The sequence below is a fragment of the Kitasatospora sp. NPDC048540 genome (assembly GCF_040651175.1).
Lineage (GTDB): Bacteria > Actinomycetota > Actinomycetes > Streptomycetales > Streptomycetaceae > Kitasatospora.
The window spans coordinates 24,997-51,322 of the sequence record NZ_JBEZIR010000057.1; the positions used below are offsets into that span (position 1 = coordinate 24,997).

Here is a 26,326-nt window from a genome sequence, read left to right on the forward strand (position 1 = left end):
GGGAGGCAGGGCTACCGGACGGCGGGGATGAGCGCGACAGTGGCCGGCGCCCGCAGATGCGGCGGGCGGTCGTGGTGGCGTGTCGGGCGGTTCATGACGTTCATTCAAATGCCCCTGCTCCGGGCGGGCAAGGCCGGCCCGCCCGCTCTGACGCATCCTTGATGCACCGTCAGCCCTTAGGCCTCGGCACGCCGACCGGCACGGCCAGCACCGCTGTGCGGACCCGGTGCCGCGGCCAGGCGGCGGGCAGCGAGGCGGCCAGCGCCGCCGCGGCGAACACGCCGAAGCGGGTGGCTTCGACACCGGCGCCGGCCCACTCCAGCGTCGCGAAGCGGTGGACGACGAAGCCGTTGAAGAACAGCCAGCCCGCCCCCGCGACCAGCGGCGCCGCCACGGGACGGGAGACCGCACCGAGGACGGCGCACAGGGCGGCGAAGGCGCCGAGCGCGAACCCGGTGGGGTGCCGCTCCCCGACCACGGACAGGGCGAGCGTCATCAGGGCGCAGGCCACCAGCGCGACGGCGCCCGACATGCTGACCGCCAGGCGGTCCACCACCGGCCGGAAGGTGGACCGGCCCGGGCGGGAGTGATAGAGCCTCATGACCGAAGCCAAACCCACGTGCCGACGCGTGCCACCCTTCGTTGACGGTTCCCTGATGGCCGGGACGGGGATTCCAACGCGTCCCTGACGGGGCGCGGGGCGGCAGCGGGACCGCCGCGTCACAGGCCGGGGACGAACTGGACCAGCAGGTCGATGACCTTGATGCCGAGGAAGGGCAGCACCAGTCCGCCGAGTCCGTAGATCCGCAGGTTGCGTCCGAGCAGCTCGGAGGCGGACGAAGGCCGGTAGCGCACGCCGCGCAGGGCGAGCGGGATCAGCGCGACGATGATCAACGCGTTGAAGACGATCGCCGAGGTGATCGCCGAGGTCGGGCTGTGCAGGCCCATGATGTTGAGGTGGCGCAGGCCCGGGTAGGCGCCGGCGAACATGGCCGGGATGATCGCGAAGTACTTGGCGACGTCGTTGGCGATCGAGAACGTGGTCAACGCGCCGCGGGTGATGAGCAGTTGCTTGCCGATCTCGACGATCTCGATCAGCTTGGTCGGGTTGGAGTCCAGGTCCACCATGTTCCCGGCCTCCTTCGCGGCCGAGGTCCCGGTGTTCATCGCCACCCCGACATCGGCCTGGGCCAGCGCGGGCGCGTCGTTGGTGCCGTCGCCGGTCATCGCGACCAGTCTGCCGCCGGCCTGCTCCTGCCTGATCAGCGCCAGCTTGTCCTCGGGGGTGGCCTCGGCGAGGAAGTCGTCCACCCCGGCCTCGGTGGCGATGGCACGAGCCGTCAGCGGGTTGTCGCCCGTGACCATGACCGTCCGGATGCCCATCCGCCGCAGTTCCGCGAAGCGCTCGGCGATGCCCTCCTTGACCACGTCCTTGAGGTGGATCACGCCCAGTGCCCGGGCGCCGTGCCGGTCGTGGACCGCGACCAGCAGCGGAGTCCCGCCGCCCGAGGCGATCGCGTCGACGACCTCGAAGGCCTGCGGCGGGACCAGGCCGCCGTGGTCGTACACCCAGGCCGTGACCGCGGCCGCGGCTCCCTTGCGGACCAGGATCGCCGGGCTGCCGGGCCAGGTGAGGTCGACGCCGCTCATCCGGGTCTGCGCGGTGAAGGGGACGAACTCCAGCTGCCCGAGCTCGCCCTCGGCGCGGGCGCGCAGCCCGTACCGCTCCTCGGCGAGGACCACGACCGAGCGGCCCTCGGGCGTCTCGTCGGCGAGGCTGGACAGCTGAGCCGCCTCGGCGAGCTGTCCGTCCGCCACACCGTCGAGCGGGAGGAGGCGGACGGCCCGGCGGTTGCCGAAGGTGACGGTGCCGGTCTTGTCCAGCAGCAGAACGTCCACGTCGCCGGCCGCCTCCACCGCCCGGCCGGACATCGCCAGCACGTTCCGCTGGACGAGGCGGTCCATGCCGGCGATGCCGATCGCGGAGAGCAGCGCACCGATGGTGGTGGGGATCAGCGCGACCAGCAGGGCGACCAGCACGGCGGTGCTCTGCTCGGCGTGGGCGTGGATGGCGAGCGGCTGGAGGGTGACGACGCTGAGGATGAAGATGACGGTGAGGGAGGCGAGCAGCAGGTTGAGGGCGATCTCGTTCGGGGTCTTCTTCCGCTCGGCGCCCTCCACCAGGGCGATCATGCGGTCGATGAAGGTCAGCCCGGGCTTGGAGGTGATCCGCACGACGATCCGGTCCGAGAGGACCTTGGTGCCGCCGGTGACGGCACACCGGTCGCCGCCGGCCTCCCGGATCACGGGGGCGGACTCGCCCGTGATGGCGGACTCGTCGACGGCCGCGATGCCGTCGACCACGTCGCCGTCACCGGGGATCGTCCCGCCGGCCTCGACCACCACGAAGTCGTGGAGGACCAGCTTCTCGGCGGGCACCGACTCCTCCCGGAACTGCCGCAGGCCCACCCGCCAGGTTCGGAGCCGACGGGCCACCGTCCCGGCCCTGGCCTTGCGCAGGGACTCCGCCTGGGCCTTGCCGCGGCCCTCCGCCACTGCCTCCGCCAGGTTGGCGAACACCACGGTGAGCCAGAGCCAGAGGCCGATCAGCCACGAGAACACGCTGGGCGAGACGATCGCGGACAGCGTGGTCAGGGCGGAGCCGGCCTCGACCACGAACATCACCGGGTTCCTGACCATCACCCGGGGATGCAGCTTGCGCAGCGCCTCGGGGAAGGACATCACCAGCTGCTTCGGGTCGAACAGACCGCTCGCCGCCCGGTGGCGGCGGGCCGGGGGCGACGGTGGGGCAGGGCGGGTGGACTGGTCCCTCTCGGGAGCCGGAGCAAGCATGCTGGGAGCCTTCTGCGAGCGGCCGGTGGCGGGTCGGGCAGTTCGGCCCCAGCCAACAGGGCGACCGCGCACCGGATCCCGCCCCTGACACCTTTCTGACGGTCCGCCAGGAGGTGTTGACGCGGTCTTGGCGGGGGGCCGCCCGCCCGTCCGGTACAGGTGGGCCCGTCATCGCAGCAACGGAGTCAGTCCAGGTACCCCATGGACATCCGGCAGTGGCCTCCGGACGCGCGGCGCCCCTCCGCCTCGTCGGTCTCCGGGGCGCCGGTGCCGGCGGGCTGCGGTACGGGGACCACGGGCAGGCGCAGCAGGTCGCGCGGCCGCGTCGCCGACAGCAGTGCGGGCCCCGGCGTCGGGAGGCTGCCGGACGAGCCGTTGACCTCGACGGTGTCATACGTGCCGATGCTCATGGTCATTCGCTTCCTTCAGAACGCGGTCCCGCACTCCGGGCCGAGCCGGGCGGCCACGGCCCTGTTCCAGGGCTACCGGGCAGTATCTGCCGCTTCCAGTGGAGTCCCGATCCTCCCCCGCCGCAACGGGCATTGACGTGCGGGCTACGCCGATTCCCCCCGCCTTGACGACTCCTTGACACGGCGTCCTTCCGGCCCGGGCGGCATCGCTCCTGACCGGTGTCAACACGGTGTCAGAACCACAGTCATAGAGGTCGGGGAGCTGTCAGGCCCCGTCCCGGCCGGACGCCTGCCGCTTCCCGTCCGGCCGCACCATCCTGGTGGGCCACTGGTCCCGGCCGATCGCCACGGCGACGGGGACCCGCCCCCTGGCGGCCGTGCGGCCGTTGGGGGCGGGTCCCTGCCTCGATGTGGACGATGTGGGAGGTCGGTGTCAGGCAGCCAGGGACGTCACTCGCGACCGCTCGCCCGCCACGGCCTTCAGGGCCGGTGCCTCGGACGGCGGGACGGCGGTCACCGTGCAGGCGGCGCGCGCCACGCAGTGCCGGCCGACCGACGCGTGCAGGAACCGCCGCAGCCCGCCCCGGCGGCCGGTGCCGACCACCAGCAGGTCGTCGGGCCGGTCGGCGATCTCCACGAGTGCCGGTCCGGCCTCGCCCCGGATCACCACCGGTTCGACCCGCAGGTGTGCCGGGTAGCCGCCGAAGGCCCGGGCGAACGCGGCGTCGAGCCGGTCCGCCGCCGCCCGCTCCCACAGCTTCGACAGCGGCGGGCAGGGCCGGGTCCGGTAGGCGGCCTCGCCGCCGGGCGGGGTCCAGGCGATGACCGGGACCAGGACGGCGTCGCGGCGCTCGGCCTCCGCCACCGCGCGGCGCAGGGCCGCCGCGTTGCCCAGCGATCCGCTGACTCCGACGATGACGCGCGTGTCCTCGGCCATGATGCTTCGCTTCCCTCGGTCTTCGATGCAGGCCACCGGACCTGCGATTCGTTGGCACGGACCTCGGATTTCCGATGGACCTATTGATCGGCCCGGCCCGTTCCCTCGGATCCAGTAGACGCCCACGGTCGGCGAACGCCAGCGTCCTTAACGCCCCGGCTACGCGGCACCGGCCGTCCTTGACGCCCTCTTGACGCCCTCCCCACCCGCTCCCCCGGCGGTCGGGGCCATCGCGGCGGCGCTGATCACGACCGTCGCCCCGCCCCTGGCATCGGACCGTGCGGCTTGCCTTCCGGGCAGGTCGCCACAAGGGCGAGTAGGTCCGGTACTCGCCCTGCAAGGACGAGGTGGCTGCATCGGCCACGTCAGCCCGGGGGCCGTCTGCGCACTCCCGGAGGAAGTCGCTGACCCGAGTCCCCGCCCATCCCGCGGCGGCGGCCGCAGCCCAGAACCGCAGGCCGTCGTGGGGGTCCAAGGGACCGAGGAAGTCGAGAACGTGGTCGATCGTGGCCGCGTCCAGGGAGAGTCGCTGCATGGCCACGGCACGCAGAGCGCCGTCGACGAGCAGCGGCGTGCCGGTGTCCAGGCACCACCGCAGCGAATCGGCCGCGCCCCCGGGAGTGCTCAGCCGGACGATGGCATCGCCGAGCGCGACGTACACCGCCGTGGCCTCGAAAGGGCGCCGGGCGAGGTCCCGGAGCAGGCCGAGAGCGGGCCGGTGACCGCACGTCCCGAGCGCCATGACCATCTGGTACTGGGTCTCCCAGGTACGGGCGTCTCGAACCTCCGTCTGAAGAGCCTCCAACAGCGCAGGGCCCGCTGCGGGGTCGGCGAGCCGACGCAGGCGTGATGCGGCTGAACGCCGCTTGGGTGAGAGCCGGTGCCCGAGCTGCACCACGGCTTCATCAGGAGTCAGTGCCACTTCGGCCCCTTTGGATCTCCTGCTTCGTCGTGGCCGAACTGCTCGGCGATGTTGTTCCACATGAAGCCGTCCCGCCAGCCCGGCTTCCCGCCGGCCCAGCCGAGCAGTGCCCCGAGGACCTTCTCCTGAGAGACCGTCAGAGTCTGGTAGTGCAGCCCGGGCACCCCGTCCCGGAATTCGAGTTGGAAGGTGTTGTTCTCACGCAGCAGGACCTGGATGTACCAATTGCCGGGCTCCTCCTCGTTCATCCGCTCCAGGACCAGGTGAGCGTTCCCGCGTTGCAGGTTGGCCAGCATGGCCCCGATGGCCGGGTTGGACGGGCGTTTCACCACATGGCCGCGCTCGTCGGTCGCAATCAGCATGGCCGGATCCTCCAGCAAGGGTCTGACAGCGCCCAGCTGCAGGAGGCGGCTCCTCTCGGCCGGCACCTCGACGCCGGGGCGAAGTCGCGCGGCCGATGTCAAGGAGCCGTCAGGGGTTGTCCCGGGGCAGTCAACGAGCCGTCAGGACCACTCCCCCGCGCGCATCAACCGGCCTAACGTCGGCGGGAGGGGCACCAATCCGATCGCCCACGACCGCCCCTCCCGAGCCTCACCGTGTACGGCACCACCACACCTGACGGCTCTTCACCGAGGGGGGACTCCCATGGCAGTTCTCGGCGCCTCTCACACCCACGCGCCAAGGGCCTCCACCAGGGCGCGCAGCTCAGCGCTCGCCCTGCTCACGGCCGTCCTGCGACGGCTCGCCGACGGCCCGCTGGACAGTCCGGTGCTGCTGGCCATCGGCGGCCCCGCCGGTGGCGGAAGTGACGGCCGGGCCCGCCCGACGGTCCGTATGCGGGCGAGCTGGCGTACCGTCACCGCGGCGGACGGAACGCACCGGCTCGAAGCCCACTGGCGCCCCGACCGCTGAACTGCCCAACTACCGAGCGCACTGCCGGCACCTCGCCGTGTGGACGAAGCCGTAAGGAGGACGAGATGTCCCTGTACTACCCCCGGGTCTCCCACATCCACTCGACCTGGCCGGCCGTCACCGCCGCCGCGGCCACCGTCCTGCGGGCCGGCGGCGGTCCCGGGCCCGACCGGCCGCGGACCGCGGTGGCCGGTGTCGTCGTCGATCCCGTACGGCGCACCGCGGTCGCCGGCGGACGGCTGCTGAAGCTCACCTTCATGGAGTTCGAACTGCTCGCCCACCTGGTGGCGCACCCCCTGCGGGTCTACAGCCGCCGCCAGCTGCTGACCGGCGTCTGGGACCAGGAGCCGTTCGGCGACACCCGGACGGTCGACGTCCATGTGGCCCGGCTGCGCCGCAAGCTCGGGCCGGAGCTCCGGGACACCATCGCGACCGTCCGGCAGGTCGGCTACTGCTACGACCCCGGCAGGCAGGGACGACGGTGATCGACCGCGTCCGCTTGCCGCCGGGCGCCGCACCGGACGGGCGCCGCACCGGAGGTATCAAGGCCGCGTCAAGGACGGCGACCGGCGCGTAGTGCGTACGTCAAGGACCGCTGCCCTGGCGGGGCGGCAGGCGTCCAATGGGGGTGTGGGCCGGCGGAATCCCGCCGGCCGGAGAGCGGAAGAGGGAGCGGACTGCCATGGTCGAGGGCATTCGGGTCGTCGTCGGGGTCAACGGCTCGCTGAGCAGTCTCGCCGCCGTGTACCGGGCGGTGGAGGAAGCGGGCCGGCGCGATGCGGTGCTCGTTCCGGTGATCGCCTGGTCGGACACCGACCGCGACCGTCTGCGGCCGCTCTCCGAACTGGAGCATGCGGCGCGCAAGCGGCTGGACACCGTGTTCGAGCAGGCTTTCGGCAGCTACCCCAACGACGTGGTCATCCGTCCGCTGGTGGTCCGCTCCGAGCCCGGCCGCGCATTGGTGGCGGCAGCCGACCGGCCGACCGACCTGCTGGTGCTCGGCAGTGGCCACCGCGGCCGCGTCCAGCACGCCCTGCGCGGTTCGGTGACCCGCTACTGCCGCGCCCACGCGGTCTGCGACGTGCTGGTGGTCTCCCCGTCCGAGCTGCTGGCGAGCATGGAGCTCACGGCGCGCAGCGGGGCACCGCTGCCTTTCCTCGCCGGCCACGGCCGGGCTCCGCGGCACTCCGCCGTGTCCGCCTGAGTGCTCGGTGCTCTCCCCGGCAACGCGTCACACCGCCAGCAGGAACAGCACCAGGGCGCCGAGCAGCACCGCGGCGCCGAGAGCGACGAACGAGAGGTCCAGCCAGGCGCGTTCGCGTCCGCGGACCACGACCTGCCGGGGGTCGGCGGGGTCGTAGCTGATCCACACCTGCCCGCCGTCCGTCAGCGGCTGCGAGCGGCCCGCGGGTACCGGCGAGAAGACCTCCATGACGGTCTCGTCCGCGGTCACGAACTGCAGCAGCGGTCGCGCGGCCCCGGCGAGGTCCCCCGCCTGCGTCGAGCGGTACTTGACCAGGGCCTGCACGGGAATGCCGACGCGGCGCAGCCGGCGGGTGTCGCGCAGGCCCACCGCTCCCGCGAGGTAGGCGGTCAGGCCGCCGATCGCGGCGAACACGGCGAGCGGCGCCAGCAGGGCTGCGTCCATCGCGGGCCCCTCCCCGGTCGGGCGGTCGGACGGGTCGGACGGGTCGGACGGTGCGAGTCACCGCCTCTTCTCCCCAGTCTGCACCGGCGCGCGGCCCGGTGTCGTCGCCGGACGGTCCTCACGGCGGCGTCCGCCCAGGGTGCGGTCAGCCGACGTGCACGCGGGGGCGGCGGCTGCGGTCGGGCTCGGCCTCCCGCAGGACCTCCCGGGTGACCGGGGCGACCTCGCCCTGGCCGAACAGGAAGAACCGTAGGAACTGCGCGAACGGGTTGCCCTCGGTCCACTCGAAGTAGATGTGCGGCTGCTGCCCGGTCACGTCCCGGGCGTGCAGCAGCAGCGCGGCGAGCGCGTTCGGGATGCTGGAGTGTTCCAGGGTGAGGACCCGGTAGCGGTCGTGCAGCACCTCGCCGTGGACCTTCAGCTCGGCCTCGAAGTCGGACGGGTCCCGGACGGTGACCTCGACGAAGACCAGGTCGTCCTCGGGCGGGATGTCGTTGTCGGTCCGGATCTGCTGGAGCTTCTCCCGGTACTCGGTGAGGTCGCGCCGGTCCGGCTGGTTGGCGATCAGCCGCAGGGTCCGGTTCGAGCAGTCCCGCACGAACCGCTCGGCGACGTGGTCGAGGACCACGTCGGTGACCCGGAGTTCGAAGGCGCGGGCCAGTCGGGAGGCCAGCGAGATCAGCACGATGGCGGCGATGAAGCAGGCGCCGATCTTCACGCCGTCGGGCCGCTCGGCGATGTTGTCGCCGGTGGTGTAGACGAAGACCGCCGCGATGATCGCGAAGCCGATGGTCCAGCCGCGCTCGCCGGCCTTGTGCGCGGCGATGGTGACGGCGATGGCGGCCGAGGTGATCAGCACCAGGACGCCGGTGGCGTACGCGCCGCCCTGGGCGTCGACGCTGGCGTCGAAGATCCAGGTGATCAGGAAGGCGACCCCGGTGAGCACCAGCACCATCGGGCGCACGGCCCGCGCCCAGTGCGGCGCCATGCCGTAGCGCGGGAGGTAGCGGGGCAGCAGGTTGAGCAGGCCGGCCATCGCGGAGGCGCCGGCGAACCAGAGGATGGCGATGGTGGAGAGGTCGTAGACGGTCCCGAAGGCGCCGCCGAGGTACTCGTGGGCGAGGTAGGCCAGCGCCCGGCCGTTGGCCGCGCCGCCCGGCTCGAACGCGGCGGGCGGGATCAGCAGCGTGGTGATGAAGCTGCTGGTGATCAGGAAGATGCTCATGATCACGGCGGCGGTGGTGAGCAGCTTGCGGGCACCGCGGATCCGCCCGGTCGGCTGCTCCTCGGTGTCGCCCTCCTCGCCCTCGATGTGCGGCATCACGGCGACGCCGGTCTCGAAGCCGGACAGGCCGAGGGCGAGCTTCGGGAAGACCAGCAGGGCGACGCCGATCATGGCCAGCGCGTTGCCGTGCTCGGCGGTCAGCGCGTCGGTCCAGTCGGTGACCAGCCCCGGGTCGCTGAGCACGTGTCCCAGTCCGGTGGCGACCACCACCACGTTCAGGGCGAGGTAGACCGCCACCAGCACCACGGCGACGCCGATCGCCTCGCTGAAGCCCTTGAGGAAGACCGCGCCGAGCAGGGCCACCAGGATCAGTGTGATCAGCACCTGACGGCCGTGCAGGGCGCTGTTCAGGTGCGGGTTCTCCACCAGGTGCGCGGTGGCGTCGGCGGCCGACAGGGTGATGGTGATCACGAAGTCGGTGGCGGCGAAGCCCAGCAGCGCCAGGACGAACAGCTTCCCCTGCCAGAACGACAGCAGGCGTTCCAGCATGGCGATCGAGCCCTGCCCGTGCGGGCTCTCCTGAGCCACCCGCCGGTACACCGGCAGCGCCCCGCACAGCGTGACCAGCACCAGCACGATGGTGGCCAGCGGGGAGACCAGGCCGGCGGCCAGCGCCGCGATGCCCGGCTGGTAGCCCAGGGTGGAGAAGTAGTCCAGGCCGGTCAGGCACATCACCCGCCACCAGCGCTGCCCGTGCTCCGTGGGGGCGTCGGCGTGCGGGCCCGGGTGCTGCTTGGCCCGGTCCGATGTGCCTTCCAGCAGCCACGCCCGGAACCGCTGCCGCGCCGACGGCGCGGAACCGCGGGCACCCGAAGCTGAGCTCACCACCCTGCACTCCCGTCGACGGCCGCAGGCGGCCCGGCCGGCCGGGCGAGCGGCGACGTCAGGCTATGCGAGGCGTCCGCGTCGTCCGGGCAGGACACGGGCGTGTGCGGGGAAGTGGACCCGTTCCGCCGCGGTGTGCGGCGTAGGGAGTGCGTGAAGGACACCGGTCCGTCGGCCCGCTCCCGGCGAGTCGCGCTCCGCCGACCGTTAGGGTTGGGCCCTTCCTCCGGTCGCCCGATCTGCAAGGAGCCCCAGCGCAGTGTCCGACACCTTCGCCCATCTGCACGTCCACACCGAGTACTCGATGCTGGACGGCGCGGCCAAGAACGGCAAGCTGTTCGCGGAGGCCGAGAGACAGGGCATGCCCGCGATCGCGATGAGCGACCACGGCAACATGTTCGGCGCGTACGAGTTCTTCCACGCCGCCGCGAAGACCGGGGTGAAGCCGATCATCGGCATCGAGGCGTACGTCGCGCCGGGCTCGCGGTTCGAGAAGAAGCAGGTCTTCTGGTCGCCCGGCGGCCAGCGCCCGTCCGGCGCGGACGGCGAGGGCGGCAAGGACGTCTCCGGCGGCGGCCGCTACACCCACATGACGATGTGGGCGCAGAACGCCACCGGCCTGCGCAACCTCTTCAAGCTCTCCTCCCTCGCGTCGATGGAGGGCTACTACATGAAGCCCCGGATGGACCGCGAGCTGATCGCCGCCAACGCGACCGGCATCATCGCCACCACCGGCTGCCCCTCGGGCGAGGTGCAGACCCGGCTGCGCCTCGGGCAGTACGAGGAGGCGGTCAAGGCCGCCGGCGCGTACCAGGACATCTTCGGCAAGGAGAACTACTTCCTGGAGCTGATGGACCATGACCTGTCCATCGAGCGGGACGTCCGCCAGGACCTGCTGCGCCTCGCCGCGCAGCTGAACATCCCGCTGCTGGCGACCAACGACTCCCACTACGTGACCGCCGACCAGGCGGACGCGCACGACAGCCTGCTCTGCGTCGGCGTGGGCAAGAACAAGGACGACCCGAACCGCTTCAAGTTCCAGGGCACCGGCTACTACATCAAGACCGCGGCCGAGATGCGCGAGCTGTTCCGCGAGCTGCCGCAGGCCTGCGACAACACCCTGCTGATCGCCGAGCGGATCGAGTCGTACGAGGAGGTCTTCACCTACGTCGACCGGATGCCGCAGTTCGACGTGCCCGAGGGCGAGACCCAGGCGTCGTACCTGCGCAAGAAGATCGCCGCAGGCTTGAAGATCCGTTACGGCGACAACCCGAGCCAGGAGGTGCTGGACCGGATCGAGCTGGAGATGGGCGTCATCTCCCCGATGGGGTTCGACGCCTACTTCCTCGTGGTCGCGGACATCTGCCAGTACGCCCGCGACAACGGCATCCCGGTCGGCCCGGGCCGCGGCTCCGCGGCCGGGTCGATGGTCGCGTACCTGACCCGGATCACCGAGCTGGACCCGCTCGAGCACGACCTGCTGTTCGAGCGGTTCCTGAACCCCGAGCGCATCAACCCCCCGGACGTCGACATCGACTTCGACGACCGCCAGCGCGACCAGATGGTGCGCTACGTCACCGACAAGTACGGCTCGGCGTACACCGCACAGGTGAACACCTTCGGCACCATCAAGGCCAAGGCCGCCGTCAAGGACGCCAACCGCATCCTCGGCTACCCGTTCGCGATGGGCGACCGGATCACCAAGGCGATGCCGCCGGACGTGATGGGCAAGGGCGTCCCGCTGGCGGACCTGTTCAACGAGAGCCACCCGCGCTACAACGAGGGCACCGAGATCCGGGCGCTCTACGACAACGAACCCGACGTCAAGAAGATCATCGACACCGGCCGGGGCATCGAGGGCCTGATCCGGGGCACCGGCGTGCACGCCGCCGCCGTCATCCTCTCCTCGACCCCGCTGCTCGACCTGATCCCGCTGCACAAGCGGGACAAGGACGGCGTGATCATCACCGGCTTCGACTACCCGTCGTGCGAAGCCATGGGCCTGATCAAGATGGACTTCCTGGGCCTGCGGAACCTGGGGATCATCGACCACTGCATCAAGATCGTCAAGGCCAACCGCGGCACCGACATCGACATCGAGAAGATCCCGCTCGACGACCCCACCACCTACCAGCTCCTGGCCCGCGGCGACACCCTGGGCGTCTTCCAGCTCGACGGCGGCCCGATGCGCGCCCTGCTGCGCCTGATGAAACCCACCGAGTTCGCCGACATCTCCGCCGTCTCCGCGCTCTACCGGCCCGGCCCGATGGGCATGAACTCGCACACCAACTACGCCCTCCGCAAGAACGGCCAGCAGGAGATCATCCCGATCCACCCCGAGCTGGAGACCCCGCTGAGCGAGGTCCTCGGCCCGACCTACGGCCTGATCGTCTACCAGGAGCAGGTGCAGCGAGCCGCACAGGTGCTGGCCGGCTACAGCCTCGGCCAGGCCGACCTGCTCCGCCGCGCGATGGGCAAGAAGAAGAAGGAGGTCCTGGAGAAGGAGTTCATCCCGTTCCAGGCCGGCTGCCACGAACGCGGCTACTCCGACGAGGCGATCAAGGCCGTATGGGACGTCCTGGTACCGTTCGCCGGCTACGCCTTCAACAAGTCGCACTCGGCCGCCTACGGCCTGGTGTCGTACCAGACGGCCTACCTCAAGGCGAACTACCCGGCCGAGTACATGGCCGCGCTGCTCACCTCGGTGGCCGACGACAAGGACAAGATGGCGGTCTACCTGGCCGAGTGCCGCCAGATGGGCATCAAGATCCTCTCCCCCGACGTCAACGAGTCCGTGGTCGACTTCACCGCCGTCGGCAGCGACGTCCGCTTCGGCCTCAAGGCCGTCCGCAACGTCGGCGTACCGGTGATCGAATCGCTGGTCAGGACCCGCGAGGAGAAGGGCAAGTACGTCTCCTTCGCCGACTTCCTGGACAAGGTCGAGCTGGTGGTGTGCAACAAGCGCACCGTCGACTCCCTCGTCAAGGCCGGCGCGTTCGACTCCCTGGGCCACACCCGGCTGTCCCTGAGCACCGTCCACGAGAGCGCCATCGACGCGGTCACCGGCGTCAAGAAGCAGCAGGCGATCGGCCAGGACGACCTCTTCGGCGCCCTCGACGGCGGCGACGGCGCCCCGGCGATCGGCCTGGACTTCGAACTGACCGACCGCGAGTGGCCGCGCAAGCAACTGCTCAGCCTGGAGCGGGAGATGCTCGGCCTGTACGTCTCCAGCCACCCGCTCGACGGCGCCGAGCACATCCTCTCCCGCAACCGCGACACCTCCATCGCCGAACTCATGGGCTCCGGACGCACCGAGGGCGAGGTCAAGCTGGCCGGCCTGATCACGGCGGTCGACCGCCGGATCAACAAGGCCGGCAACGCCTGGGCCATCATCACGCTCGCCGACCGCGACGGCTCGGTCGAGGTGCTCTTCTTCCCCGCCACCTACAACCTGATGGCCGACCAGATGGTCGAGGACAACGTCATCTCGGCCAGGGGACGGCTCAACGAACGCGACGGCAGCCTGAGCATCTTCGGGCAGGAGATCACCACCCTCGACGTCTCCTCCGCCGAACTCGGCACCAAGCCCCCCGTCCAGATCTCCATCCCGACCAGGCGGATCACCCCCGACCTGGTCGCCGAACTCAAGCGGGTCCTCCAGGACCACCCGGGGGACGTACCGGTGCGCCTGCTCACGACCAACTGGGACAAGAACACCCTCTACGAGCTCGGCCTGCGGGTGACCACGGACCACGGCCTCGCCTCGGACATCAAGACCGCCCTCGGCACCCACGCCTGGATGGGGACGGTGTAGCGGCCGGCCGGGCGGGGCGGTCCGGGCCACGGCTCAGACCGCACCGCCCAGCTCCGGGCGGGCCCGGCGGAGGACGTCGACGGCCCGGTGGCCCAGCTGCAAGGTCGAGGTCACGGTCCTGGAGGTGGACGGTCCCCACGATCGCCAGCCGCATGCCGACCGAGCGGGTGAACACCCCGGGCGCCACGGTCGCCGAGGGCCCGAGCCGGGGCCGAGGTCACCGTCCACGACCCCGCCGCGATGGAGAACGCCCGCGGGGGCCCATCCGTGGTTCGCGTACGCGGACGATCCGGTCTCGGCGGTCACCGGCGCCGCCCTGCTGCCGCACCTGACCGACTGGCCGCTGTACTCCGAGGTCGACCGCGCCAAGCTGCGACGGCACATCACCGTCCCCGCGGTCGTCGACGCCCGCTGCGCCCTCGACCCCGACCGGAGGCGCTCTGAGCGATGATGGCCGGCCCGACGCCGACAAGGCGGCGATCTGTCAGAAATGTGACACTTCGGGCGATATCGTCCCTCCTGTGAGCAACTATCTACCTGAGCGGGTTCGGGCGGTCCTGTACGGTCTCGACGGTGGAGCCGGACTGCGGGGGGTGCGGGGATGAGCGCCGATGCCCTGGTGATCTTCGGCATCACCGGTGACCTCGCCCGGAAGATGACCTTCCAGGCGCTCTACCGGCTGGAGGCGGCCGGACTGCTGCACTGTCCGATCATCGGCGTGGCGCTCGACGACTGGTCGCAGGAGCACCTGGTGGCCGCCATGGGCGCGGCGCTGGAAGGCGGCGGTACGGCCGTGGAGGCGGCGGCGTTCGAGCGGCTGGCCCGGCGCGTGTCCTACCTGCGGGGCGACTTCACCGACCCGGCCACCTACCGGTCGCTGGCGGCCCGGCTGAAGGGCGCCGAGCGGCCGCTGTTCTACCTGGAGATCCCGCCGTCGCTGTTCGCCCCGGTGGTGGAGGCCCTGGCCGCGGCGAACCTCACCGCGGGTGCCACGGTGATGCTGGAGAAGCCGTTCGGTCACGACCTGGCGTCCGCCCGGGCGCTCAACGCACGGCTCCACCGGGTGCTCGGCGAGGAGCAGATCCTGCGGATCGACCACTTCCTCGGCAAGCAGCCCGTGCTGGACATCCAGTTCCTGCGGTTCGCCAACGCGGTGCTGGAGCCGCTCTGGAACCGCGATCACGTCGCCGCGGTCCAGATCACCATGGCCGAGGACTTCGGCGTCGAGGACCGCGGGGCGTTCTACGACCCGGTCGGCGCGCTGCGCGACGTGGTGCAGAACCACCTGCTCCAGGTCCTCGCCCTGATCGCGATGGAGGCGCCGGTCGGCCCCGGGTCCGACGCGCTGTGGGACCGGCGGGTGGACGTGTTCCGGGCCATGGCCGACGTCGATCCGGCCCGCTGCCTGCGCGGCCAGTACGAGGGCTACCTGGACGTCCCCGGGGTGAAGGCGGGCTCGACGACCGAGACGTACGTCGAACTCACGCTGGAGGTGGACAACTGGCGCTGGGCCGGGGTGCCGTTCTTCATCAGGGCCGGAAAGGCGCTGGCCGCCAGGGCCACCGAGGTACGGGTGGTCTTCAAGCGCCCGCCCCGGCTGGCATTCCTGGACGAGCCCGAGCACCCCGCCCCCAACGAGCTGGTGCTGCGGATCGACCCGGACCCCGGCCTGCGGATCGGCCTGCTCTCCAAGCAGGCCTCCGGGCAGTCGGCCGACAGCGTCCACCTGGGCCTGTCCTTCGCCGCCGAGCTCGGCAAACCCCCCGAGCCGTACGAGCGGCTCCTCAACGACGCGCTGACCGGCGACCGTTCGCTGTTCACCCGGCAGGACGTGGTGGAGGAGACCTGGCGGGTCATCCAGCCGCTGGTGGACCACCCGCCCGCACCCGTGCCCTACCGGCAGGGGTCCTGGGGTCCCGCCTCCGGCCCGGGCCGCACCACCTGGCAGCTGCCCTGGCTCTCCAGCGCGCACGACGCGAGTCACGACGCGAGTCACGACCCTAGTCACGACCCTAGTCACGACAGGAGTGCAGAACATGGCGACCGGTGAACCGATGCAGCTCGGCGTGGTCGGGCTCGGCCGGATGGGCGCCAACATCGCCCGCCGGCTGATGCGCGACGGCCACACCTGCGTGGTGTACGACGTCAACCCCGCGGCGGTCGCCGCGCTGGAGCAGGACGGCGCGATCGGCGCGAGCTCGCTGGCCGACCTGGCCGCGAAGCTGACCCCGCCCCGGGCGGCCTGGGTGATGGTGCCCGCGGGCGACATCACCGGCACCACCATCGAGGCCCTGGCCGCCGAACTCGCCCCGGGCGACACCGTCATCGACGGCGGCAACTCGTACTACCGCGACGACATCGCCCGCGCCGCGGCGCTGGCCGACCGCGGTGTCCACCTGATCGACTGCGGGACCAGCGGCGGCGTCTGGGGGCTCGACCGCGGCTACTGCCTCATGATCGGCGGCGAGAACGAGGTCGTCGAGCGCCTGCGCCCGATCTTCGCGACCATCGCCCCCGGCACCGGCGACGCGCCGCGCACCCCCGGACGCACCGGCGCGCCGAGCACGGCCGAGGAGGGGTTCCTGCACTGCGGCCCGAACGGTGCGGGCCACTTCGTCAAGATGGTCCACAACGGCATCGAGTACGGCATGATGGCCGCGCTCGCCGAGGGCCTCAACATCCTGCACAACGCGGACGCCGGCAAGCGCCACACCGACGCGGACGCCGAGACGGCGCCGATGGAGCACCCCGAGTACTACCGGTACGACATCGACACCGCCGCGGTCGCCGAGGTCTGGCGGCGCGGCAGCGTGATCGGGTCCTGGCTGCTCGACCTGACCGCGGCCGCCCTCGTCGAATCGCCCGGCTTCGAGGGCTTCGCGGGCCGCGTCTCGGACTCCGGCGAGGGACGCTGGACCTCGATCGCCGCGATCGAGGAGGGCGTGCCCGCGCCCGTGCTCACCACCGCCCTGTACTCCCGCTTCTCCTCGCGCCACCTCGACGACTTCGCCGACAAGGCCCTGTCCGCGATGCGCAAGGGCTTCGGCGGCCACGACGAGAAGACCGGCTGACCGCACCGCGCGCCTGCGGGTCGCGCACCCAACGAGCCCTGGCCGACGGTCGACACCGGACCCGCCGGGGCTCGTTCGCGACCACCCGGACCACCACCCGGACCACCGGCCGGCGGACGGCACCCCCCGGATCTGCGCGCTCAACGGTCGTGCCGCTCCTCACCGCGCAGGCCTGAGCCCCCGGGCAGTTGCTTGGGTCCGGGGGCTCAGGGCGCTCGTCGGCTAGGCGCTCTCGTCGGCTAGTGCCGTCGTCCGGCTCCGCCGGCTCGGTTCATTCTCGTCCGGACGGCCAGGAGGATCCCACCCGCAGCCAGCAGGATCGCCCCCGCGGCCGCGATACCGGTGGCTCCGCCGGAGCCGGTCTCGGCGAGACCGGCACCGTGGCCCTGAGAGGGGACCTTCGACGGGGCGGCCGCCGAAGCCGTCCGGGACGGGACGCCCGGCGAGGGGCTGTTCGACGCCTGGCCGTGGTCGCCCTTCCCTTCGGCAGCGCCCCCGCCGTGGTCACCACCGCCACCGTGCTCGTCTCCCCTGCCGTGCTCCCCGCCGTGGTCGCCGCCGCCGTGCTCACCGCCGCCGTGGTCGCCACCGTGGTCGTCGCCGCCGTGCTCGTCACCACCACCGTGCCCGCCACCCGGGCCACCCGGGCCGGCAGGACCAGCGGGCCCAGCGGGCCCAGCCGGACCAGCAGGACCAGCGGGCCCTGCCGGGCCAGTCGGGCCGGGCGCACCGGGAGAACCAGGGGCACCAGGAACACCCGGGGCGCCCGGAGCACCGGGAGCGCCAGAAGCACCGGGGGCACCGGGAGAACCGGGGGCGCCAGGAACACCCGGGGCGCCCGGAGCGCCAGGAGCACCCGGAGCGCCAGAAGCACCGGGGGCACCAGGAACACCCGGGGCGCCCGGAGCACCCGGAGCACCCGGAGCACCCGGAGCGCCAGGAGCACCCGGAGCACCGGGAGCGCCAGGAGCACCGGGGACACCCGGGGCGCCGGCCGGGCCGGTGGGACCGGTGGGACCGGCCGGGCCGGTGGGGCCGGTGGGGCCGGCCGAGCCCGTCGGTCCGGGCGGGCCGCTCGGTCCGGGCGGGCCGACGGTGCAGGCGGCCCGGGTGATGGTGTTGGTGTCCAGCGTGACCGCGCCGTTGCGTGCCAGCGCCCGGCCCTCGATCACGGTGTTGGTCTGCGCCGCGATCGATGTGAGAGCGAGGATGTTGCCCTTGAAGAAGGAGTTGGTCCCGATGGTGGCAGAACTCCCCACCTGCCAGAACACGTTGCAGGCCTGCGCGCCGTTGATGAGGCTGACGTTGCTCGCCGAGCCCGTGATCAGGGTGGAGGCGATCTGGAAGATGAAGACGGCGTTGGGGTCGCCCTGGGCGTCGAGCGTCACCGTGCCGTTGAGGGCCAGTGACGACGTGGACTTGTACACGCCGGACGTCAGCGTCAACCCGACCAGGTCACCGGAGACGAGTGCGGTGGGCGCCCGGCCGGCCGCGTCGTTGTACGCGATGACCAGGTCGGACTGGGCCTGAAGGGCCGCCGCGTCGGCCACGTGCTGGACCCCGTTGAGGATGCCGGGCGGGAAGCCCGTCACCGACGAACCCGGGCTGAGGCCCAGGTCGCCGTTGATGACGCTGGGGCCCGTGTTGGTGACCGTCGAACCGCCCAGGACCGCGTAGCTGGTGTCGGTCCCCAGGGTCACCGGCGCCTGGGCGGCGTACGCGGGGTGGGAGATCAACGTGCTGGTCACCAACAACGTCAATCCGGGCAGGAGATAGAGGGCTTCCTTGAATCCGGTGCGTCTACGCCCGCTGTTGGGAGGGGCGGACAGGGTGGCATCCGATGCCATAGGACATGACCTTTCGTATCGCCGTCGCGTTCGGCAATCCCTGGGGGGACTCCGGGTGGCTGTGAAGAGATCTGGTCGGGTGTCAGGACAGGTCAATCGCACCGGAAACCAGGGGCGCCTGGCCCGTCCCGGATTCAGAGAGCGTGCGTACACCGAAAATCTGATGACCTGACACTCGACTGCGTACACACCAATGGCACCATAGGATCGGAGGCCTATTAAGAATCCAAATGAGTGGTGTCGCTGTCAGATTGTCGCAACATCACCTGCTTGCCGCTGGCGTGTCGTCAGCGGCACGGGCCACGGGGGTGGACGCACCTGAAGCGCCCCCCGGCATCGCAGGGACGAATTCGTCGGATGCACCCGGGACAGTGCAAGGGCGCATCGTTTTTGCAGTTCGCTTCGTTGGGACGAATATGGACACCCTGGAGAATTTGCGTGGTGAAGTGTCGGCGCCTCCCGAGGACGGCGGCACCGACACGGTGGCCGGGCGCTGCCGCGCAGGGGGCGGTCTGGCCAGGACGTCGCTCGGCGAGCTGCGCCGGGAGCTCGGTTACGGGCGGCTCGGCAGGCACGTCCTGGCGGAGATCGCCGAGAGCCTGACCACCGAGGGACTCGGCTGGTTCCCGGCCTGGCGGCTGTCGCCGAAGGAGAACGACGAGCCGCACAAGGACCAGGAGTTGTGGGTCTACGTCCGGGACGGCGGCTTGCGCTGCCAGGTCATCGGCGTCATCCAGGCCCCCGATTCCTGCGACGTCCCGGCCGTCCTGGACGGCCTGCTGGCGCGCAGGCCCTCGGCACTCAGCGCCGAAGGCAAGCTGAGCCTCATCCGCGAGATCCTCGGCGTCTGACCCTGAAGGCCCGCGGCGGGTGCACGGCGCCGGCTGCACCTCCCCGGTGCACCGGCTTCCGACGAGCGGGGGACTCCGGCGGCCTCGCGTCGGTGGCCGGGGCAGACCTCGCCGCTGTCCGGGCCCGGCGGCCGGTGCACTCCCGATGAGGTCGCACCTTGCGCGGCCGGGCCGGCACCTCTGACCGACGGCGGGACTGGACTCCTCCGCACCACTCCTGTGCCACAGGACGTGGGCCGGGCGCCGCGCCGATGAGCGACCGGTCCGACCAGGGCCCGGGCCGGTGAGAGCGGGTGCCGCCCGGCGCGGTGCGGGGTTCGTCCCCGCCGGTGCGGGGCAGACGCGGAGCTGCAGGCCATGGACCGTAGCGTCCGTAGTCGCTCGAGGAAGACACGAAGCAGTTCGAAGACGCCCTCGGCTGAGAGGAGCCCGGTTCTCATGGGCACTGTTTCCGTACCACCCGACCCTGACGTCACCCCTGTGCCGCCGCCAGGGCCTCCACGGCCGCCGGAGCCTGCGCCGGTCGCGCCTCCGGTCTCTCCGGACCCACCGGCGCCGCCGGGCCGGCCCGTCCCGCCGCCCGACCCGCCCCTCCCGCCCCGCCGCCCGGGTGAGCCCGAGGGGCCCGGGACGCCCGAGCCCCCGGACTGACCCGGACTGACCCGGACCGGCAGGACTGCCTCTCGCGTTCCACGGTTGCGCCGGTCTCCCCGGGGTATCCGACAGGCATGCTCACCCTCGGCGTGGAGGAGGAGTACCTCCTGCTCGACCCGGTGGCCGGTACACCGGTCGCCCGGGCCTCGCAGGTGCGCCGGGCAGCCGATCTCCAGCCCGCGATGGACCGGGGCGAGGTCCAGCGGGAGCTGCTCCAGGCGCAGCTGGAGATCGCGACCCCGGTCTGCCGGGACCTCGACGAGGTGGGCGGCCACCTCCTGCGGATGCGCCACGCCCTCGGCCGGGCGGCGGCCCGGGACGGCTGCCTGCTCGCCGCGTGCGCCGGGGCGCCGTTCACCGACCGGCTGCCGGTTCCGGTCACGGACACCGCCCGTTACCAGGTCATGCACAGCGACGCACCCCGCCTCACCGACGAGCAGCTGATCACCGGCATGCACGTCCACCTCGGCATCCCCGACCGTGCGACCGGCGTCCTGCTGCTGAACGGCTTGCGGACGTGGCTCCCGCTGCTGGTGGCGCTCGCCGCGAACTCGCCGCTGGCGCAGGGCACCGACACCGGATTCGCCAGCTGGCGCACGCTGGTCTTCAGCCGCTGGCCGGTCAGCGGGCCGCCGCCGCTGTTCGAGGGCGTGGCCGACTACGATCGCCGGACCCTGGCCCTGGTCGAGGACCGGCTGATCCGCGACAGCGGTCAGATCTACTGGCACATCCGGCTGTCCGAGCGGTTCCCCACCGTCGAGCTCCGCGCGATGGACGTGCAGCTGCGCGCGGACGAGGCGGTGATGCTGGCCGGCATCGTCAGGGCCCTCGCCGCCCGGCTGCTCGCCGACGCGGCGGCCGGGAACCCGGCGCCCGCGGTGCGCCCCGAGGTGCTGGATGCCGCGGTCTGGCACGGGGCGCGGTACGGGTGCGCCGGCGAGGTGTTCGACCCGTTGCACGGCGGGCTGCGGGCGGCCGGCGATGCGGCCGCCGCGCTCCTGGAGTTCATCGCGTCGGCCGCCGGGGAGGACAGCAGGCACATCGCGCCGGTGCTGGATCGCGTCCTGCGGGAGGGCAACGGAGCAGCCCGCCAGCGGCGCGAGCTGCGTCAGGGCGGCCGCGCGGGCCTGATCCGCATGATCGGCGACCAGACCACGGGTGTCTGACCGCTTGGCCACCCGGCCGCCGGGCCGGCCCGGTCAGCTGTCCCCGGGAGGCGGGTCGGGTTCGCCGACCCGTGGCCGGGTCAGCCGGCCGGGGGCCGGTCCCGGGTGCTGCCCGGCCTTCCGGGAGGGGTGCCGGCGCTGTCGTCCCAGCCGGCCGTGGCGAGGTGGTCGGCGCTGCCGCCCCGCCACTCGACCAGGAAGAGCGTCGCGTCGTCGCTGGTGGCGCCGCCGCGCGCCTGCTTCAGGGTGTGGGACAGCGCCCGCACCGTCGACCGAAGGCCGACGTGTGCACGCCCCACCCGCGTGACGACGTCGATCAGCTGCTCCTCACCGAACTGCTCACCGCCGGCCAGGTGCTCCTCCACGAGCCCGTCGGTGAAGAAGAGCACCCGGTCGCCGCGCTGCAGCAGCTGCTCGCTGATCCGTGGCTGCTCACCGCCGAATCCGACCGGCAACGTCGTGGGGCCCTTGAGCTGCTGGACCACGTCGTGGTCGCGGATCAGCAACGGCGCCGGGTGGCCGGCGTTGACCCACTGCAGGCGTCCCGAGGCGACGTCGAGCTGCATCATGTGCGCGGTGACGAACTGCTCGGGTCCGAACTGGCCGGCGATGGCGGTGTCCATGAAGGCGTACGTCTCGGCCAGCGCGATGCCCGAGCGCCGGGAGTGCCGGTAGGCCCCGATGGCGACCGTCGCCATCACCGCCGCGTCCAGCCCGTGGCCCATCGCGTCGATCACGGCCACGTGCAGGATGTCGCCGTTCAGCGCGTAGTCGAAGCTGTCACCGGCCACCCGGTAGGCGGGTTCGAGGATCCCGGCGACCTCGACCTGCGGGGTGGACATCGTCAGCGGCGGCAGCAGCGACCACTGGATCTCCGCGGCGGTCGTCATCGGGACGAGGCGACGCGCCTTGAAGAACTCGTCGGTGTACCCGTTCTTGGTGACCAGCATGTCGGCCACCAGACCGGCGAGCCGCCGCAGCAGCCGCCGGTCGTCGTCGTCCACGGTGTCCAGCGTCAGGGCAAGGACCCCCACCTGGTCGCTGCCGTCGAGCAGCGGAAGGTACATCCGCACCCCGTCGGGCTGCACCACCTCCACCGCCGCCGCGCGCAGGAACGCCGTGCCGGCGGGGGAAGCGTCGATGGGCTGGGGCTCCCCCACCCTCAACCGCCGCCCGCGCAGCGGGACCAGCATCAGCTGCTCGTAGTCCTGCAGCAGGATCGAGACCTCCCGGCCCCCGACGATGCCGACCTCGTCGGCGATCAACGGGGCGATCAGCTGGGGCGGCATCTCGTGCGCCCGGTCCAGCAGCACACCGAGCAGCCGCTCACCGAACCCCTCCGACCGGTCCACCACGACCCGGCCGGGCTCCCCATCAGCCTGTGCCATAGTCGCCCACTCCATCACACCCCCGACCTGCCCCCGGGACAACACGCAGGTGACAGGCCGTGAGCGCGGCAGGACCCGGCGCCGGGCGGGGTCCGCACCAGGGGCGTGCACCATGGTGCGCTTCGGCGCGCTGCCCGGTCCGGCGGCGGCGGTGGTCACGGGGTGATGGTGTCGAGGCCCTGGAGGAAGTCACCGAATCCTCCGCGGGCGCGGGGATCGCGCCGGGCGGAGGTGGCGACGGGGTTCCGGGTGGTGCGCTTGACGGGGTGGCCGGCGGCTTCCAGGGCGGCGACCAGGGTCCGGTCCTCACCGACGGCCAGCGGTTCGAATCCGCCGGCCGCGCGGTAGGCGTCGGCCCGGACGGCGAGGTTGGCGCCGTGGACGTGCGGGTGCCAGGCGGCCGCGCGGTCCTGCCGGTGGTGCCGTCGGAAGGCGGCGGCGGCGCCGTCCGGGTGGCCGGTCCAGTCCGTGACGTGGACGGTTCCCACCACCGCGTGCCAGCCGGCGGCGGCGTGGGCGAGTTGCCGGGCGAGCCAGCCGGCCGGGACCACGGAGTCCGCGTCGGTGTGGGCCAGCCACAGGCTTCCCGGCCCCGACCCGGCGGCGAGGGTGGTGTCCAGGGCGTGGTCGCTGCCGACCGCGCGGGCCGCGCCGACGTTGGCCTCGGTGATCTCCAGCAGTTCCGCGCCATTGCGGCGGGCGATGTCCGCGGTGGCGTCCGTGCAGGCATCGGCCACGACGATCACCCGCACCGGCAGACCCCGCACCTGTGGATGCCGGGCGGCCCGGCGCAGCGCCGCCAGGCAGCCGCCGAGGAGTTCCGCCTCGTCGCGGGCGGGCACGATCACGGCCAGCGCACGGATCACGTCAGCCCCTCGGCGGCGGCGACCGACAGGTGCTCGGCCGGTGTGCCGGGCTGCCGCGGCCGGATGAACACGTCGAGCATGAAGTCCGGTTCGCTGTGTGCGGCGATGCGGACCAGGGCCGGGTGGGTGCGCGCCTGCTCGTGGACGTCGTCGCCGCTGCGGGCGTGCTCGGCCACCTGACGGCGCCAGTGGACGAGCAGCAGGGTGCCGCCCGGTCCGAGGGAGCTCACGGCGCGCTCCAGGAGACCGGCGCCGGCGGCGGCCGGGAAGTAGTACAGCAGCTCGGACAGGACGACGAGGTCGAAGCTCTCCTGCGGCCCGGGCCAGTCCTCGGGCAGCACGCGGCGCTCGACGCGTACGTGCGGCAGGTGGGCGAGCCGTGAGCGGGCCTGTGCCAGGGCCCGCTCCTCCCGGTCGCAGGAGAGCAGGGCCCGGCAGCGGCCGGCCAGTCGGGCCGACAGGACGCCGACAGAGCAGCCCGGCTCGAACGCGCTGGCGTACTCCCGTTCGGGGAGGGCCGCGAGTGTGAGGGCGTACTTGCGCTGCTCGTACCAGCGGTCGGCGAGCTGCCACGGGTCGGGCCGGGCGGTGTACATGCGGCTGAAGTACTCCTGCGGCGTACCGCCGTCCTGCTGCGTGCCGTCGGGTGCGCTCATCGCCAGAGCACCTCGAAGTCCCGCCGGAAGTGGGCGAGTTCGGCGGGCGGCAGGATCGCCTCGTCGCCGGGGCCGTCGCCGAGCGGCCGGACCTGGCTGCGGAAGCACTCCAGTGCGGTGCGCTTGCGGTCCCGGGCGGCGGGCGGCAGCGCGACCCGGACCGCCCGGTGCCACGGCAGCCGTGCGTCGCCGGGGACGGCCCAGTGCCACGCCCACACCGGGTACTCCCACACGGGCACCTCCCGGGCCCTGCCCGCCGCGAGCGCGGCCCGGCCGGCCGCCTCGTGGTCCGGGTGCAGGTCACCGCTGAACGGCGCCACGCACAGGTCGCAGTCCGTCAGCAGCTCCGCCAGCTCGCCGGTCACGATCCGCTCGTTCCGGGCGACCCCGCCGTCGGGGACGCCGAGGGCCACGCTCTGCACATCGGCGCCCAACCGGCCGAGCGCCTGGTGCAGTTCCCGGGTCCGGACGGCCGCGAGGTCGCGGGCGACCGGGGCCCTGCTGTGCGGGTGGGAGGCCTCGCCGTAGGTGACGGACACCAGGCGCAGCCGGACGCCGGCGGCGGCGAGGACGGCGATCGTGCCGCCGAGGCCGAGCACCTCGTCGTCGGGGTGGGCGGCCACGATGAGGATCCGGCGCGGGCGCCCCGGCGGGGCGGGCGGCAGCTCGGTGAGCGGATCGAGGGCGGGCAGGGCCCGCAGTCCCGGCCAGGCCTGCCAGTCCCGCTCGGGGGTGCCGGCCGCTCGGATGGGGTCGGCGGGTGCCGACCCGGTCGGCCGGGTCGCGCCGGCGGGTGACGGCGGGAACGGGTGATCGGTCACACGTCCTCCCAGTCCGATCGGGCTGCTCGGGCGGCTCGGCCGAGTGCGGCGAGGTCCCGTTCGGCGTGGTGCTGGCGGAGGTAGACGGTGAGGTCCGCCACCGCGCGTGCGTGGGTGACGTCGTGGCCGAGCGGCGCGGCGCCCAGCGCCCGGCCGACCCGGGCGAGGACGTCGCCGCCGGCGTCCTCGACGGCGGCGCGCACCCGCATCGTGCGCAGCAGGGCAGTGCCCTCCCGGTCGCCCGGGTCGGTGTCGACGGCAGCGGCAGCGCTGTCGAGCAGGGCGTCGACGGTGGCCAGCCGGGCGTCGACCGCACCGAGGTGGGCCAGCGCGTGCGGGTCCAGATCCCATGTTCGTGCGGCGGTCAGCAGTGTGCGGGCGACGGCGCGGGCACCGCCGAGCCAGCACGCTGCGACGCCGATCCCGCCGTGGTGGAAGCCGGGCCGTTCCAGATAGGCCCCGGGCTCGCCGACGGGCACGGCGCGCACGGCGTCGAGCTCCACGTCCAGCGTGTCGCTGCCCGCCATGCCCGGCCCGGGCCAGCTGTCCGGCCGCGGCACGACGCCCGGCTGCTCGACCTCGAGGGCGAACAGGCGCCGCCGCTCCCCCTCCCGCGCGGTCACCAACGCATGGGTGCACACCCTGGCACCCGAGCAGAACGGCTTCACCCCGGACAGCCGCCACCCGCCTCCCTCCCGGTACGCCTCCAGCGTGTAGCCGGGGGGCTCCGCCGCCCACACCCCCCACCGGGCCCCGGCACCGCTCACCGGAGCCGGCCCGGCGCCCGGGGCGCCGAGCTCGGCGAGAATCGCCACGGCGTCCGTATGGCCCTCGACCAGCCGGGCCAGCGAGAGGTCCCGCTGCGCCCACCGCGTGAGTGCCTTCCAGCGGGCGCGGGTCCGTCCGCCGCCCGGCAACGGAAGCTCCAGCTCTCCGCACGCCGCCATCCAGGTGAATTCCTGCGCGACCCAGTCGCGGTGCTGCTCCGCATCCCGGTCCGGGTCCGACGGCCCGGCCGCAGGGAACCGCGCCCCGGCCGGCAGCGCGCCGGTGCTCACTCGGTGTCGTCCCGTCGCGGATCGGGCTGGCGTGGCAGGCGCACGGGCCAGGGCGGCAGCGTGGACGGCCGGAACGACGATCTCGCGGTCACGGTGTACTCCTCGGGTCCAGGGGCGCGCGGCGCGGGCCCCGCTTCGACTCTGCATCGCGCCGGGGACGGCCGCGCGTCCGACCGAGGAACAGCGACCCGCCGCGATCGGACCGCCCCGGGGCCGGATTCACCTCGGTCGCTTCAGCGCTGCGGCCGCGCGGGGAAGTTCGTCGTGGACCAGCCGGCCCGCCAGCGCGCCGCCGTACACCACGACACCGACGCCCACCAGCCACGATTGGACGACCAGGAC

General features: G+C 72.6%; 21 protein-coding genes and 2 pseudogenes. 8 read left to right on the plus strand and 15 right to left on the minus strand.

Annotated elements, in window-relative coordinates; translation table 11 throughout:
* Positions 1-169: 169 nt before the first annotated feature.
* From AB0D08_RS22260 to AB0D08_RS22285, 6 genes and pseudogenes are all read right to left on the minus strand, one after another.
* Positions 170-601 carry a hypothetical protein gene (locus AB0D08_RS22260; RefSeq protein ID WP_359890955.1) on the minus strand — a complete coding sequence of 144 codons (432 nt, stop codon included), beginning with the start codon at positions 599-601 and terminating at the stop codon, positions 170-172.
* A gap of 119 nt (positions 602-720) precedes the next feature.
* Positions 721-2,853, minus strand: a complete 2,133-nt coding sequence (gene kdpB / locus AB0D08_RS22265; RefSeq protein WP_359890957.1) for a potassium-transporting ATPase subunit KdpB — start codon at positions 2,851-2,853, stop codon at positions 721-723.
* A 185-nt stretch (positions 2,854-3,038) separates the two neighbouring features.
* Complete coding sequence (locus AB0D08_RS22270) at positions 3,039-3,263, minus strand: hypothetical protein (protein ID WP_149038368.1); 225 nt, start codon at positions 3,261-3,263, stop codon at positions 3,039-3,041.
* A gap of 433 nt (positions 3,264-3,696) precedes the next feature.
* Complete coding sequence (locus AB0D08_RS22275; protein WP_359890960.1) at positions 3,697-4,200, minus strand: universal stress protein; 504 nt, start codon at positions 4,198-4,200, stop codon at positions 3,697-3,699.
* Between the two features lie 799 nt (positions 4,201-4,999).
* Positions 5,000-5,182: pseudogene (locus AB0D08_RS22280) on the minus strand (hypothetical protein); the annotation flags it as partial.
* Entirely contained in the window at positions 5,113-5,484 is a 372-nt protein-coding gene (locus AB0D08_RS22285; protein ID WP_233289189.1) for a hypothetical protein, read from the minus strand. The gene AB0D08_RS22285 and the pseudogene AB0D08_RS22280, both read right to left, overlap by 70 nt.
* A 283-nt stretch (positions 5,485-5,767) precedes the next feature.
* Here AB0D08_RS22285 and AB0D08_RS22290 point away from each other — a divergent pair, with 283 nt between their 5' ends.
* The 3 genes from AB0D08_RS22290 to AB0D08_RS22300 all read left to right on the plus strand — a co-directional run bounded on the left by AB0D08_RS22290 (position 5,768) and on the right by AB0D08_RS22300 (position 7,238).
* Entirely contained in the window at positions 5,768-6,034 is a 267-nt protein-coding gene (locus AB0D08_RS22290) for a hypothetical protein (protein ID WP_082526825.1), read from the plus strand.
* A 65-nt stretch (positions 6,035-6,099) separates the two neighbouring features.
* Positions 6,100-6,519, plus strand: coding sequence for a winged helix-turn-helix domain-containing protein (locus AB0D08_RS22295; RefSeq protein WP_051813327.1), 420 nt, complete (start codon positions 6,100-6,102; stop codon positions 6,517-6,519).
* A 197-nt stretch (positions 6,520-6,716) separates the two neighbouring features.
* Positions 6,717-7,238 carry a universal stress protein gene (locus AB0D08_RS22300; RefSeq protein ID WP_051813324.1) on the plus strand — a complete coding sequence of 174 codons (522 nt, stop codon included), beginning with the start codon at positions 6,717-6,719 and terminating at the stop codon, positions 7,236-7,238.
* A gap of 27 nt (positions 7,239-7,265) precedes the next feature.
* Here the strand turns inward: AB0D08_RS22300 and AB0D08_RS22305 are convergent, their stop codons facing one another.
* Positions 7,266-7,682, minus strand: a complete 417-nt coding sequence (locus AB0D08_RS22305) for a DUF3592 domain-containing protein (RefSeq protein WP_033822598.1) — start codon at positions 7,680-7,682, stop codon at positions 7,266-7,268.
* Positions 7,683-7,827: 145 nt separating this feature from the next.
* The gene (locus AB0D08_RS22310) at positions 7,828-9,792 is read right to left on the minus strand and encodes an amino acid transporter (protein WP_359890964.1); all 1,965 of its coding nucleotides are present in this window, start codon (positions 9,790-9,792) and stop codon (positions 7,828-7,830) included.
* A 259-nt stretch (positions 9,793-10,051) separates the two neighbouring features.
* On the opposite strand from AB0D08_RS22310, the gene dnaE reads away from it, so the two are divergent.
* The 3 genes from dnaE to gnd all read left to right on the plus strand — a co-directional run bounded on the left by dnaE (position 10,052) and on the right by gnd (position 16,677).
* Positions 10,052-13,606, plus strand: a complete 3,555-nt coding sequence (dnaE, locus tag AB0D08_RS22315; protein ID WP_033822596.1) for a DNA polymerase III subunit alpha — start codon at positions 10,052-10,054, stop codon at positions 13,604-13,606.
* 601 nt (positions 13,607-14,207) lie between these two features.
* A complete protein-coding gene (locus AB0D08_RS22320) occupies positions 14,208-15,656 on the plus strand; it encodes a glucose-6-phosphate dehydrogenase (RefSeq protein WP_359890967.1) in 1,449 nt (482 codons plus the stop codon).
* Positions 15,657-15,660: 4 nt separating this feature from the next.
* The gene (gnd, locus tag AB0D08_RS22325; RefSeq protein ID WP_082526826.1) at positions 15,661-16,677 is read left to right on the plus strand and encodes a phosphogluconate dehydrogenase (NAD(+)-dependent, decarboxylating); all 1,017 of its coding nucleotides are present in this window, start codon (positions 15,661-15,663) and stop codon (positions 16,675-16,677) included.
* A 239-nt stretch (positions 16,678-16,916) separates the two neighbouring features.
* Here gnd and AB0D08_RS22330 read toward each other — a convergent pair whose 3' ends face one another.
* Positions 16,917-18,377 (minus strand): ice-binding family protein, encoded by a 1,461-nt coding sequence (locus tag AB0D08_RS22330; protein ID WP_359890992.1) that lies wholly within the window; start codon positions 18,375-18,377, stop codon positions 16,917-16,919.
* Positions 18,378-18,970: 593 nt separating this feature from the next.
* On the opposite strand from AB0D08_RS22330, the gene AB0D08_RS22335 reads away from it, so the two are divergent.
* Together AB0D08_RS22335 and AB0D08_RS22340 are read left to right on the plus strand one after the other, a co-directional pair.
* A complete protein-coding gene (locus AB0D08_RS22335; RefSeq protein ID WP_359890969.1) occupies positions 18,971-19,375 on the plus strand; it encodes a hypothetical protein in 405 nt (134 codons plus the stop codon).
* Positions 19,376-20,103: 728 nt separating this feature from the next.
* Complete coding sequence (locus AB0D08_RS22340) at positions 20,104-21,195, plus strand: glutamate--cysteine ligase (protein WP_359890972.1); 1,092 nt, start codon at positions 20,104-20,106, stop codon at positions 21,193-21,195.
* A gap of 80 nt (positions 21,196-21,275) precedes the next feature.
* Here AB0D08_RS22340 and AB0D08_RS22345 read toward each other — a convergent pair whose 3' ends face one another.
* The 6 genes and pseudogenes from AB0D08_RS22345 to AB0D08_RS22370 all read right to left on the minus strand — a co-directional run.
* A complete protein-coding gene (locus tag AB0D08_RS22345) occupies positions 21,276-22,583 on the minus strand; it encodes a PP2C family protein-serine/threonine phosphatase (RefSeq protein WP_359890975.1) in 1,308 nt (435 codons plus the stop codon).
* Positions 22,584-22,738: 155 nt separating this feature from the next.
* On the minus strand, positions 22,739-23,449 hold the full coding sequence (locus tag AB0D08_RS22350; RefSeq protein WP_359890978.1) for a glycosyltransferase: 711 nt from the start codon (positions 23,447-23,449) through the stop codon (positions 22,739-22,741).
* A complete protein-coding gene (locus tag AB0D08_RS22355; RefSeq protein WP_359890981.1) occupies positions 23,446-24,105 on the minus strand; it encodes an SAM-dependent methyltransferase in 660 nt (219 codons plus the stop codon). Before AB0D08_RS22355 ends, AB0D08_RS22350 begins: the two co-directional genes overlap by 4 nt.
* Complete coding sequence (locus tag AB0D08_RS22360; protein ID WP_359890984.1) at positions 24,102-24,926, minus strand: PIG-L family deacetylase; 825 nt, start codon at positions 24,924-24,926, stop codon at positions 24,102-24,104. Before AB0D08_RS22360 ends, AB0D08_RS22355 begins: the two co-directional genes overlap by 4 nt.
* A complete protein-coding gene (locus AB0D08_RS22365) occupies positions 24,923-25,984 on the minus strand; it encodes an acyl-CoA dehydrogenase family protein (protein WP_359890987.1) in 1,062 nt (353 codons plus the stop codon). Before AB0D08_RS22365 ends, AB0D08_RS22360 begins: the two co-directional genes overlap by 4 nt.
* Positions 25,985-26,203: 219 nt before the next feature.
* Positions 26,204-26,326: pseudogene (locus tag AB0D08_RS22370) on the minus strand (ribonuclease BN); the annotation flags it as partial.